Source organism: Streptosporangium sp. H13245 (assembly GCF_055690525.1).
This window is the reverse complement of sequence record NZ_JBSZKT010000032.1, coordinates 86,540-99,220: the sequence shown is the minus strand read 5'-3', so window position 1 is coordinate 99,220 and position 12,681 is coordinate 86,540. Positions and strand designations below refer to the sequence as shown.

9 protein-coding genes are annotated in these 12,681 nt (G+C 71.2%); 2 read left to right on the top strand and 7 right to left on the bottom strand.

All coding sequences use genetic code 11. From position 1 onward, the window contains the following. Positions 1–117 precede the first annotated feature (117 nt). The 6 genes from ACW9TB_RS31060 to ACW9TB_RS31035 all read right to left on the bottom strand — a co-directional run bounded on the left by ACW9TB_RS31060 (position 118) and on the right by ACW9TB_RS31035 (position 6,287). Positions 118–930: an ATP-binding cassette domain-containing protein gene (locus ACW9TB_RS31060; protein ID WP_472751648.1), complete on the bottom strand. Its 813-nt coding sequence runs from the start codon at positions 928–930 to the stop codon at positions 118–120. Between the two features lie 82 nt (positions 931–1,012). Then, a complete protein-coding gene (locus ACW9TB_RS31055; RefSeq protein WP_472751647.1) occupies positions 1,013–1,879 on the bottom strand; it encodes an ABC transporter permease in 867 nt (288 codons plus the stop codon). Then, positions 1,876–2,841: an ABC transporter permease gene (locus ACW9TB_RS31050; protein ID WP_472751646.1), complete on the bottom strand. Its 966-nt coding sequence runs from the start codon at positions 2,839–2,841 to the stop codon at positions 1,876–1,878. Before ACW9TB_RS31050 ends, ACW9TB_RS31055 begins: the two co-directional genes overlap by 4 nt. 338 nt (positions 2,842–3,179) lie before the next feature. Continuing rightward, the gene (locus ACW9TB_RS31045; protein WP_472751645.1) at positions 3,180–4,718 is read right to left on the bottom strand and encodes an ABC transporter substrate-binding protein; all 1,539 of its coding nucleotides are present in this window, start codon (positions 4,716–4,718) and stop codon (positions 3,180–3,182) included. 489 nt (positions 4,719–5,207) lie between these two features. After that, on the bottom strand, positions 5,208–5,666 hold the full coding sequence (locus ACW9TB_RS31040) for a nucleoside deaminase (protein ID WP_472751644.1): 459 nt from the start codon (positions 5,664–5,666) through the stop codon (positions 5,208–5,210). Between the two features lie 168 nt (positions 5,667–5,834). Beyond that, complete coding sequence (locus ACW9TB_RS31035) at positions 5,835–6,287, bottom strand: Lrp/AsnC family transcriptional regulator (protein ID WP_472751643.1); 453 nt, start codon at positions 6,285–6,287, stop codon at positions 5,835–5,837. Between the two features lie 110 nt (positions 6,288–6,397). On the opposite strand from ACW9TB_RS31035, the gene ACW9TB_RS31030 reads away from it, so the two are divergent. After that, on the top strand, positions 6,398–9,913 hold the full coding sequence (locus tag ACW9TB_RS31030) for an indolepyruvate ferredoxin oxidoreductase family protein (RefSeq protein WP_472751642.1): 3,516 nt from the start codon (positions 6,398–6,400) through the stop codon (positions 9,911–9,913). A gap of 70 nt (positions 9,914–9,983) precedes the next feature. On the opposite strand, the gene ACW9TB_RS31025 is transcribed toward ACW9TB_RS31030, so the two are convergent. Beyond that, positions 9,984–11,048 carry a LacI family DNA-binding transcriptional regulator gene (locus tag ACW9TB_RS31025; protein WP_472751641.1) on the bottom strand — a complete coding sequence of 355 codons (1,065 nt, stop codon included), beginning with the start codon at positions 11,046–11,048 and terminating at the stop codon, positions 9,984–9,986. Positions 11,049–11,358: 310 nt separating this feature from the next. Between ACW9TB_RS31025 and ACW9TB_RS31020 the strand changes: the two genes are divergently transcribed. Beyond that, on the top strand, positions 11,359–12,648 hold the full coding sequence (locus ACW9TB_RS31020; protein ID WP_472751640.1) for an ABC transporter ATP-binding protein: 1,290 nt from the start codon (positions 11,359–11,361) through the stop codon (positions 12,646–12,648). Positions 12,649–12,681 lie beyond the last annotated feature (33 nt).

Genomic DNA, 12,681 nt, shown 5'->3' with positions numbered 1-12,681 from the left:
CGGACGGCTCGGACGGCTCGGACGGCTCGGACGGCTCGGACGGCTCGGACGGCTCGGACGGCTCGGACGGCTCGGACGGCTCGGACGGCTCAGCGAGCTGGTCCTGGAGGGGCTTGGTCAACGGTTCGTCCAATCCAGGGCGCTGTCGAGGTACCGGGCGCCCGCCACCAGTGACCGGGTGTACGGGTGGCGCGGCGCGTTCACGATCTCCCTGACAGTTCCCGACTCGACGGCCTCGCCGTCCTTGAGGACGAGGACGCGGTCGGTGATCCCGGAGACGACCGCGAGGTCGTGGCCGATGAACAGCAGGGCCATGCCCCGGGCGGTGACCAGGTCGCCCAGCAGGGCGAGCACCTCCGCCTGGACCGTCACGTCGAGGGCCGTGGTCGGCTCGTCGGCGATGAGCAGCGCGGGCTCGCAGGCCAGGGCCATCGCGATGGCGACGCGCTGGCGCTGCCCGCCGGAGATCTCGTGCGGGTACGCTCGCGCGACCCGGCCGGGTTCGGCGATCCGTACCTCCTGGAGCGCGGCGGCCACGGCGGCGCGCAGGGCGGCTCCGCGCAGGCCCCGCCTGCGCCTGATGGGCTCGGCGAGCTGGCGCCCGACCCTCATGAGCGGGTCGAGTGCCGTCAGGGGCTCCTGGAAGACGACCGACACCGCCCGGCCGCGCAACCCGTTCAGCCGCCGCTCGGGGGCGCCGACGACCTCGGACGGGCCCGTTCCCGGCGGGTCCAGCACGACGCTGCCGGAGGCGGTCATGCCGGACGGCAACAGGCCCATGATCGCGAGGGCGGTGAGCGACTTGCCGGACCCGGACTCGCCGATCAGGCCGAGCCGCTCGCCGGGACCGATCGCGAAGGACAGATCCCTGACGAGGTCGCGGCCCTCGGCGGAGCGCACGCGCAGTCCCGTGACGTCGAGCAGGCTCATCGCGTCCTCCGCCGGGTCGGATCGGCCACATCTCTAAGACCGTCGGCGGAGCACACGCGCAGCCCCACGAAGTCGAGCAGGCTCATCGCATCCTCCGCCGGGTCGGATCCGCCACGTCCCTGAGGCCGTCGGCGATCAGGTTCACCCCGATGACGAGCACGACCAGCAGCACGCCGGGGGCGACGGCGCCGAGCGGCGCGGTGAGCACGGTCGCCTGGGCCTCCTGCAGCATGCGTCCCCAGGAGGCGTTCGGCGGGGGCGGGCCGAGCCCCAGGTAGGACAGGGACGCCTCGGCCAGCACGGCGAGCCCGAGCTGGAGCGCGAGGTTGACCAGCAGCGTCGGCCAGATGTTCGGCAGGACGTGCTCGGTCACCACGCGCGGCCAGGAGGTTCCCGAGGTACGCGAGGCCGTGACGAAGTCCTGGGCCAGCACGCGCTTGACGAGCACCCGGGTCAGCCTCGCCACGATCGCGGACATGCCCAGCCCGATCGCGAGGACCGCCGAGCCGAGCGACGCCGAGCGCACCGCGACGACGAGCATGGCCAGCAGCAGGGTGGGGAAGGCGATGAGGATGTCGAGCAGCGCCGAGACCGTGTCGTCGAGCCACCGGGTGGCGAACCCGGCCGCGAGACCGGCGAGCAGGCCGAGGACACCGCCGAGCAGGACCGACCCGACCCCGACCGTCAGCGCGATCCGCGCGCCGATCATCAGCTGGGTGAGCAGGTCCCGGCCGAGCTTGTCGGTCCCCAGCGGGTGGGCGGCCCCCGGGGGCATCAGCCGGTCTCCCGAGGTGTCGTCCGGGGCGTACGGGAGCCAGAGGAGGGAGACGACCGCGACGGCGAGGACCAGTCCGGCGAGCACGCATCCGACCACGAGCGTCGCGGACCGCCGCGACCGGGCGGGAGCGTCCGGTACGGGGGCTTTCGGCGAGGAGACCACGGTGTTCATCGGGGACCTCCGGAGAGGGTGCCGCGCAGCCGGGGGTCGATGAGCCGCTGGGCGAGGTCGGCGGCGAAGCCGATCAGCAGGACCGCGAATGTGCTGACGAACAGGATGCCCTGGATCACCGGGTAGTCGTGCTGGGCGATCCCCTTGACCAGCATGCCGCCGAGACCGGGCAGGGCGAACACGCTCTCGACGACGACCGCGCCGAGGAAGGTCGTGGCCAGCTCGATCCCGAGGATGGAGACGACGGGCACCGCCGCGTTGCGCAGGCCGTGCCGCCACATCGCCCCGGTGAAGGAGGAGCCGAGCGCCCTGAAGGTACGCAGGTGATCGCTACCGAGTACGTCCAGGGTGGCGGAGCGGACGTAGCGGATGAGCGAGGCCGACATGACGAGGGCGATCGTGACGACGGGCAGCGCCAGCGAGGTGAGGGCCGCGACCGGGTCGGCCCAGTCGTCCCTCGGGAAACCTCCGGCGGGGAACATCCTCAGCCGCAGCGCGAACACCGTGACCAGCAGCATTCCCACCCAGAAGGCAGGGACCGCGATGCCCAGCTGGGACAGCCCGCTGAGCAGGGACCCGTACCAGGTGCCCGCGCGGTGGGCGGCGACGAAGCCGACCGGTACGGCGACGGCCACGGCCAGCAGGAAGGACAGCAGGGTCAGCGGGACGGTGACGACCAGCCGGGAGGCGATCTCCGGGCCGACCGGGAGGGTGCTGACGAACGACTCGCCCAGGTCGAGGGTGACGAGCTGGCCGAGCCAGGTGGCGAACTGCTCGGGCAGCGGGCGGTCGGAGCCGATCCGCTCGCGGGCGGCCTCGACCTGCTCGGGGGTGGCCCCGACCGACAGCAGCGCGTTGGCGGGGTCACCGGGCAGCAGGCGCAGCAGCAGGAACAGCACGACACAGGCCAGCAGGAGCGAGACGACGAGGAACGCCGCCCGCCGCAACAGGTAGGTGACCATGGGCCACGCTCGGCCCGCCACACGGAACGGCGAGCCAGGCGGGTCAGGCGGACCGGACGGACCGGACGGACCGGATGGACCAAGAGGTGGGCCGGGTGGCAGGCCCGACGGACCGAGCGCCGGGCCGGGCGGCAAGCCAGACGAGCCGGACGAGCCAAACGGGCCAGGCGGCGAACCGGGTGCGCCAGGCAGGCCCGGCGGACCGAGCGGCGAGCTGGACGAACCAAACGAGCCAGGCGAGCCGGACGGATCAGGCGGCGAGCCAAGCGGGCCGGACGAGCCAAACGGGCCAGGCGGCGGGCCGGACGGGGCAGGCGGGCCCGGTGTGATGCCGGGCATCAGCCCTTCTTGATGCCGTAGGCGTGGAACTGCGAGTTGAGGCCGTTGACCGGGTAGCCCGACAGTGACGACGAGGCCACCACGATCTGCGGGTAGAGGTAGAGCCAGTCGCTGGCCGCGTCCTCGGCGATCTTCCGGTTGGCCTGCTTGAGCAGCTCGGCCTGGCTCTCGACGGTGTCGGCCTTCTCCGCGTCGTCGACCAGCTTGGTCACCTCGGGGTTGTCGTAGCCCCAGTAGAAGTCGGGGTTGCCGTACCAGACGACGTCGCGGTCGTTGACGTGCTCCTGGAGCGTGGCGGTGAAGTCGCGGTTCTTGAACACCTTGGTGTACCACTCGTCGGCGGTGATGACGTTGATCGTCACGTTGACGCCGATCTTGGCCAGCTCGCCCTTGATGAACGTGGCCGCGGTGGGGTGCGGGTCGTAGTTCGGGGTGTCGAGCGTGACGTCGAACCCGTTCGCGAACCCCGCCTCGGCGAGCTGCCTCTTGGCCAGTTCCACGTCGTAGGGGTCGACCGAGGTGAGGTCCTCGTACCAGGGATCGGTGGGCGGGACCATCGAGCCGATCGGCGTGCCGTAGCCGCCCCAGATGGAGTCGAGCAGCTTGCGGTCGTCGATGGCGGAGGCGACGGCCTTGCGGACGAGCTTGTTGTCGAACGGCTTGACCTTGTCGTTGAAGGCCAGCAGGAGCTTGGTCGTCGACCGGCCGTCGTTGACCTTGTAGTTCGGGTTGTTCTTGAACTGCTCCAGCGCGTCCGGGCTCTGCTCGCTGGTCACGACGTCGACGGCGTCGGTCAGCAGCGCGTTGTTGAGCGCGGTCGCCGAGGTGAAGTAGTGGAACACCACGCCCTTGTTCGTCGGGGCGGTGCCCCAGTAGCCGTCGAACGGCGTCAGGCTCAGCGTGGCGCCGCGCCTCCACTCGCCGAGCCGGTACGGGCCGGTGCCGTCCTCGGACGTCGCCAGGTCCTTCGCCGCGTCGTTGACGATCCAGACGTAGCTGAGGTTGTAGACGAACGAGATCGACTTGTCCTTCAGCTTCACGACGACCGTGCCGTCGTCGGGCGTCTCGATGTCCTTGACGACGGCGAAGCTGCTCTTGCGGGCCGACTGCGACTCCTTCGCGGTGACCCGTTCGATGCTGCTCTTCACGTCGGCTGAGGTGAGGGGGTCGCCGGAGTGGAACTTCACGCCGTCGCGCAGGGTGAAGGTGTAGGTGAGGCCGTCGGGGCTGACCTCGTGGCTCTCGGCGAGCAGGTTCTCGACCTTGCCCTCGTCGGTGAGCCTGAACAGGCCCTCGTAGACGTTGCCGTTGAACGCCTCCGTCGTGCCCTGCCCGCCGCCGCCGGTGTTGTCGAGGTTCTGCGGCTCGTAGAGCGAGCCGACCTCGATCGTCGCGGCCGGGTCGAAGGCGGCGGCCGTCCCCGAGGGCGCCGCGCTCCCCCCGGAGCCGGAGTCCTGGCCCGAGCCCGAGCCGCATCCGGCGAGGACCAGCGCGGCCGCGATCACGGCTCCGATGAACGGCGTCGTCTTCCTGTTCACTGTCTCTCCTGCTGAGTGTCCGCGCCACCGGGCCATACGGGCCGCGCGAGAGACGCGGGACCATTGCGGGCCTGGTTTCGGACAGCTCATTTCGTCGCGGTCGGCGAGGGCTCGCCGGGAGGGTTTCGTACGGTACGTAGCCGACGACAGGCTGGAAACACGTCGTCAGCGCCTTCTCAGCTAACCCTACAGAAATAGTAGGCTTTGTCCAATTTCGGACAAAAAATCGGCTTTACGGACGGCCCCCTACCGGTGAAGTGGTCCGCAGGGCGGACGCGAAACCGGGCGACATCCAGGAGGGGAGAGGAGCCCTCCGTCTTCGACCTCAGCTTCTCAAGGAGGTGGTCGGACACGCGGACGGGCTCGTACGAGACCTCGGCGAGGGGGTCGCACTCGTAGAAGTAGATGAGCGAGACGAGCTCCTCGCCGGGAGCCGGGGGGGCGGGCGGGAGCACGCGGTGCCGTGGAACCAGATGATCGGGGCTGACTTCACTCCTCTCCGATGTCCTCGTTCCACAGGGCGGGGTTGGCGGCGATGAAGGCCGCCATCAGCTCGACGCACTCGGGCGAGTCGAGGACGAGGACGTCCACGCCGTGCCCGGCGAGCCATTCGTGCTGGCCGGTGAAGGTCCGGCTCTCGCCGACGATCAAGCCGGTGATGCCGAACTGGCGGATCAGGCCGCTGCAGTACCAGCAGGGCGACAGGGTCGTCACCATGGTGGTTCCCCGGTAGGTCCGCTGGCGGCCCGCGTTCCTGAAGGCGGCGGTCTCGCCGTGGGCGGACGGGTCGCCGTCCTGGACGCGGCGGTTGCGGCCCCGGCCGAGCAGCCCGCCGTCGGCCGCGAACAGCGCGGCGCCGATGGGGACGCCCCCTTCGGCGTATCCCCGTACGGCCTCTTCGAGCGCCACGCCGAGCATCGCGGCCGGGCTGACAACGTCGCTGGTCATGTCCCCACTATCCCCTTCGGGGGGAGGTTCGGGAACGGGCGGGCCGTCCGCGGGGGGCTCGTGCAAGTGCCGTCGAACCCGCTCTCGCCCGACGCGGCACACCTCGAAAAGCACGGCTCAGCTCACAGGGGCAGGACGCCGCCGGGCTTGAGGCTCACAGGGACAGGCTCAGAGGGGCAGGACGCCGCCGGGTTTGAGGGCTTTCATGGCGATCTGAGAGGTGAGCTTGTCGAGACCGGGCAGGCGGCCGAGCCTCTCCAGGCAGAGCTGGCTGTAGGCGTCCATGTCGGGCACCGCCACCCGCAGCACGTAGTCGGGGCGGCCGAACATGCGCAGGCACTCGACCACGTCGTCGATCTCCATGACGGCGGCCTCGAAGGCGGTGACCGTCTCGGCGTCCTGGCCCTCCAGCTCGACGTAGGCGACGACCTGGAAGCCCCGCCCCACGGCCACCGGGTCGATCACGGCACGGTAGCCGGTGATCACTCCGGTCTCCTCCAGGTTGCGGACCCGGCGCAGGCACGGCGAGGGCGTGAGCCGCACCCGCTCGGCCAGCTCCAGGTTGCTCAACCGCCCCTCCACCTGCAGGAGACCAAGAATTGCGCGATCTGTCACATCCATGACATCGGATGCTAACGAGGGGCGTCGTCCTCGAAAAGATTGACATCGAATTTTGTTCTACCTGGCATAACCTTGCGGCAACGCAGGAGCGCCGACGACGGGACGGAACCATGACGATCTTCGCAGACGCCCGTGAGGTCTCCCCCGACGACCGCTACCTGCTCGACGAGGGTCAGGTCTTCATGACCGGCACTCAAGCCCTGGTCCGGGTGATCATCGACCAGATGCGCGCCGACAGGGCCGCGGGCCTGCGTACCGGCACGATGGTGTCCGGCTACCCTGGTTCCCCGCTCGGCGGCTTCGACCAGGAGCTGGCCCGCTCCCGGCGGCACACCGAGCCGCTCGGCGTGGTGCACCGCCCCGGGCAGAACGAGGAGCTCGGCGCCACCTCCGTCTGGGGCAGCCAGCTCGTGCCCGCGCTCCCCCGCCCGCGCATCTCAGGCGTCCTGGGCGTCTGGTACGGCAAGGCGCCCGGCGTCGACCGCGCGGCCGACGCGTTCCGGCACGGCAACTTCGTCGGCGCCCACCCCGAGGGCGGCCTGATCGCGCTCTGCGGCGACGACCCGACCTGCAAGTCCTCCACCCTCCCCTCGGCGACCGAGGGCACGCTCGCCACGCTGGGCATGCCGATCATCCATCCCGGCAGCGTCCAGGAGTTGCTCGACCTGGGGCGCCACGCGATCGCGGCGTCCCGGGCCAGCGGCCTGTGGGTCGCGGTGAAGGCCGTCTCCAACGTCGTGGACGGCACCGGCACCGTGAACGTCGGGCATGACCGGGTCGTCCCGGTCATGCCCGTCGTCGAATACCAGGGCGGGCCGTACCGCCACGTGCCCGACGCCACGCTGCTCACCCCGTGGTCGCTGGAGATGGAGCGCACGCTCGTCGGCCCGCGTCTCGACCTGGCCCGCGCCTACGCCCGCGAGAACGGGCTCAACCGCGTCACCGCCGACCCCCGCGACGCCTGGCTGGGCATCGTCGCCTCGGGAACCGCCTACTACGACGTCCGCGAGGGCTTCCGCAAGCTCGGCGTCACGCCGGAGGAGGCCGGTGTCCGCCTCCTGAAGATCGGCATGCTCTGGCCGCTGGACCCGGAGATCGTCCGGACCTTCGCCCGGGGGCTGTCGGAGATCCTCGTCGTGGAGGAGAAGGCCCCGCTGCTGGAGACCTCGGTCAAGGACATCCTGTACGGGACCGCCGACGCCCCCCGCGTGCTGGGCAAGCTCGACGAGAACGGCGCGCGGCTCATCCCCCGGCACGGAGCCGTCGACGCCGACCTGGCCGCCAAGGCCGTCGCCTTCCGGCTGCGCCGCCGGGGCGTGACCGGCCCGAACGACCCGACCGGCCTGAACGGCCTCGGCGAGCGGGTGGCGAAGGGGCTCTCCGCCATCTCGCGCCCGGCGCCGCTGACGCTGCTCACTCCCAAGCGGACCCCCTTCTTCTGCTCGGGCTGCCCGCACAACCGTTCCACCGCCGTCCCCGACAACGCGCCCGTCGGCGCCGGGATCGGCTGCCACACGATGGTGGTGCTCAACCGCGAGGGCAAGGGCACGCTCACCGGCCTGACCCAGATGGGCGGCGAGGGGGCGCAGTGGATCGGCCAGGCGCCGTTCACCGACACCCCGCACATCTTCCAGAACCTCGGGGACGGCACCTTCCACCACAGCGGCTCGCTCGCGGTGAGGGCCGCGGTCGGAGCGGGCGTCAACATCACCTACAAGCTGCTCTACAACAGCGCGGTCGCGATGACCGGGGGCCAGACGATCACCCCGGCCCTGTCGGTGCCCGACCTGACCCGCTGGCTGGAGACCGAGGGCGTACGCAGGGTCGTCGTCACCACCGACGAGCCCGAACGCTACCGGGGCGTCAAGCTCGCGGGCATCGCCGAGGTCCGCGACCGGTCGGCGCTGGAGGACGCCCAGCGCGAGCTGGCCGCGATCCCCGGCGTGACCGTGCTCGTCCACGACCAGCAGTGCGCGGCCGAGAAGCGGCGGCTGCGCAAGAAGGGCGACCTGCCCGACCCCGTCAGGCGGGTGGCGATCAACCAGCGGGTCTGCGAGGGCTGCGGCGACTGCGGGCAGAAGTCCGAGTGCCTGTCCGTGCTGCCGGTGGAGACCGAGTTCGGCCGCAAGACCGAGATCCACCAGTCGTCCTGTAACAAGGACTACTCGTGCGTGGAGGGCGACTGCCCGTCCTTCCTCACCGTCCTGCCCGCCAAGGGCAAGGCGTCCGCGAAGAGGCGCGCCCCGCTGCCCGCGCCGCCGGAGATGCCCCTTCCCGAGGCGCGCACCGGGGAGACCTCGATCAGGCTGGTCGGCATCGGCGGCACCGGCGTGGTGTCGGTCGCGCAGATCCTCGGCACCGCCGCGATGCTCGACGGCAGGCGCTCGCGGGGACTCGACCAGACCGGCCTGGCCCAGAAGGGCGGCACGGTCGTCTCCGACATCCTCATCTTCGACGGTGACGGCGACCGGTCGGCGCGGGGCGGCGCGGCCAGCGTGGACGCCTACCTGGCGCTGGACCTGATCGGCGCGACCGACCCCGCCCACCTGGCCGCCGCCGACCGCGACCGTACGGTGGCGGTGGTCTCCACCAGCCTGGTGCCGACCGGTTCGATGGTGCTCGACCCGTCCACCCACCTGACCGACGCGGGCTCGCCGATCGGCGCGCTGGAGTCGCGGACCCGGCGCGAGCTGAACGTCTACCTCGACGCGGAGGAGATGGCCCAGGCGCTGTTCGGCGACCACATGCCGGCCAACACGATCATCGTCGGGGCCGCCTGGCAGCGCGGGCTCATCCCGCTCGGCCTGGAGTCGATCGAGCGGGCGATCCGCGCGGGCGGTGGCGGGGGCGCCGAACGGACCGTCGCCGCCTTCCACTGGGGCCGCGCGGTGGTCGCCGCCCCCGAGGCCGTGGCGGCGGCGACCCGCCCGGCCGCCCCGGCCGCGCCGCTCCCCGGCCCCGAGGCGGTACGCCTGGCCGGAGCGGTCGCCGAACCCGGCACCGAGCTGCACCGGATCCTCACCGTCCGGGTGCCCGACCTCGTCGCGTACCAGGACGCGCGCTACGCCGCCCGGTACGCCGACGCGGTCCGCGCGGTCCTCGTCAGGGAGCGGGAGGTCTCGCCGGGGAGCACCGCCGTCACCGAGGTCTACGCCCGGCAGCTGCACCGGCTGATGGCGTACAAGGACGAGTACGAAGTGGCGCGCCTGCACCTCGACCCGGCCGAGCGGGCGCGGATCGCCGCCGAGTTCGGGCCCGGCGCGAGGGTCTCCTACAACCTGCACCCGCCGTTCCTGCGTGCCCTGGGCATGAGGCGCAAGCTGCGCCTCGGCCCCTGGTTCGACCCGGCCTTCCGCCTGCTGTACGGCATGCGCGCGCTGCGCGGCACCCGCCTGGACCCGTTCGGCCTGGGCGGGGTGCGCGGGACCGAGCGGAGGCTCGTCGCCGAGTACACCCGAGACGTGCACCGCGCGCTGGACCACCTGCGCCCGGAGACCAGGGAGCGGGTCCGCGAGGTGGCCGATCTGCCCGACGTGGTCCGCGGGTACGAGCACGTGAAGCTGCGCAACGTGGCCGCCTACCGCGAGCGCGTGGCCGCGCTCCTCGACGACCTGCGCGAGGGCTGACGGCGCCCGCGGCGCCGGGGCACGGCCGTCACGGTGGATCCGTTTCCCGCACCGAGCGGACCGGCCGGGGTCAGCGGCTGACCAGGGGGCCGGAGCCGGTCGAGCGGCGGACGACGAGCTCGGGCTGGAACATCAGCTCGACGTGTTTGGCGCGGACCCCGTTGATCTCCTCAAGGAGGGTCGCCACCGCCGCCGAGGCCATCGCGCCGATGGGCTTGCGCACGGTGGTGAGCGGCGGGTCGGTGAACGCGATCAGCGGCGAGTCGTCGAACCCGACCACCGACACCTCGCCGGGAACCGACAGTCCCCGGTCGCGGCAGGCCCGGATCGCGCCCAGCGCCATCAGGTCCGACGCGCACACGATGCCTGTGCAACCGCGCGCCAGCAGTTGCGCGGCGGCGGCCTGGCCGCCCTCCACCGAGAACAGCGAGTGCGAGATCAGCTCGTCGGCGTCGGTGACGCCGAGCAGCTGGGACATGGCCTGCCGGTAGCCCTCGATCTTCCTGATCACCGGGACGAACCGGCGCGGCCCGACGGCCAGGCCGATGCGCTCGTGGCCGAGGTCGGCGAGATGCTGCACGGCGAGCCGGGCCGCGGCCCGGTCGTCCGGGGAGATGAACGGCGCCTCGACCCGCTCGCTGTAGCCGTCGAGCAGGACGATCGGCAGCCCGCGTTCGATCAGGCGGGTGTAACGGTCCATCTTGGCCGTGGTGTCGGCGTGCAGCCCGGAGACGAAGACGATGCCGCTGACCCCGCGGTCCATCAGGAGTTCGGTGAACTCGTCCTCGGGGGCGCCCCCGGGCAGCTGGGTGCAGAGCACCGGGGTGTAGCCGTGCTGGGTGAGCGCCTTCTCGATGGCCTGGGCGAACGCGGGAAAGATCGGGTTGTCCAGCTCCGGGGTGACCAGGCCGACCAGCCCGTTGCTGCGCTGGCGCAGCCGCTGCGGGCGTTCGTACCCCATCAGGTCCAGGGCCGTCAGCACCGCCTGCCTGGTCGACTGCGACACGCTGGGCTTGCCGTTGAGCACCCGGCTGACGGTGGCCTCGCTCACCCCGGCCTGCGCGGCGATGTCGGCCAGCCGGATCGTCGTCCCGTCGGAGCGGGAGCGCGAGGTCTGCGCGAGCTCACCGTCCATCAAGCAGTCACCCCACCATGCGACTGAACACCATGCGGCTGAACCGGGCACATACCGATCGGCATCCGGCATCCTCTATGAAATTCGTTTCTGCAACTTTTCGCAAATTGTAACATTTCAACCTTCGTCCTGGCGTTCCGGTAAAGGCTCGATGTCACGACTGACCGTCACATCCGGGAACGGGAAAGTAACCATTAGATGAGCAATTTCTAACGACACCTATGGACACGCGGGCAAGTGTCGCGATGTACTACCTCATCAATCACACGGCTGGGATCCGGGCGGGGGCGTCCGGGAGGAACGAGCGCGCATGAGTACCGTCGTCCTCGACAACGTGAGCAAGGTATACCCGGGTGGATACCTCGCGGTCGACCGCATGAGCCTGCGCGCGGAAAACGGCGAGTTTCTCGTACTCCTAGGCCCCTCCGGCTGCGGTAAGTCCACTTTGCTCAGGATGATCGCGGGCCTGGAGGAGGTCACCGACGGGGACCTGTGGCTGGGAGGCACGCTCGCCAACGAACTCGCCCCCCGCGACCGCGACGTGGCCATGGTGTTCCAGAACGGCGCGCTCTACCCGCACCGGACGGTACGCGGCAACATCGCCTTCCCCCTGGAGATCGCGAAGGCCGACCCCGCCCTGGTCAGAGAGCGGGTGACGGAGCTGTCCAAGGCGTTGCACATCGACGAGACCCTGGACCGGCGCCCTGGAACGCTCTCCGGCGGCCAGCGCCAGCGGGTGGCGATGGGCCGCGCGATCGTCCGCCAGCCCTCCCTCTTCCTGATGGACGAGCCGCTCTCCAACCTGGACGCGGGCATGCGCACCGAGCTGCGGATGGAGATCTCGTCGCTGGTCCGCTCCCTCGGGGTGACCACGATCTACGTGACGCACGACCAGGTCGAGGCCCTCACCCTGGCCGACCGGATCGCCATCATGAACCGCGGCGTCCTGCAGGACGTCGGCACCCCCGCGCAGGTCTACAACGACCCCGCGACCGCCTTCACCGCGGCCTTCCTCAGCTCCCAGCAGATCAACCTGCTCGCGGCCACCGTCCGCACCCCGCAGAACCAGTTCATCCTGCTGGACTTCGGCCCGCACCAGATCATGATTCCCTGGACCGATCCCAGGGCGTACGTCATCTCCCAGCACGTGGGCAACCAGATCATCGTCGGCCTGCGCCCCGACTGCCTGGCCCCGGTTCCCGACAGCTTCGAGGGGCCGACCTTCCTCGGCCGCGTCCGCGCCCTGGAGTACCACGGCCACGAGTGGCTCGCCTACGTCGAGAGCGGGCTCGCCTCCGTGGCCGTCCCCGAGCCCCCCGACCCCCGGCGCAAGGCCAACGGCCTGGGCGTCCCCCTGGTCGGCGGGCGGGTCCGCTCGATGCTGCGGCGGCTGATGCCCAGCACCGTGTTCGACGAGGACGCCGAGCCGCAGCAGGAGCAGGAGCAGTCCGGTGGCCACCACCGCAGGGCCGACCTCATCGTCCGCCTGGGCTCCCGCCCGGTCTGGCGGGCCGGGGAGCCCGCCCGGGTGGGGGTCGACGTCACCCGCCTGATGCTCTTCACCATGGACGGCGCCCGCATCGACCCGCCGCAGCGGTGACGCGGCACCGCCCACCGTGGGTCGTACGGGCCG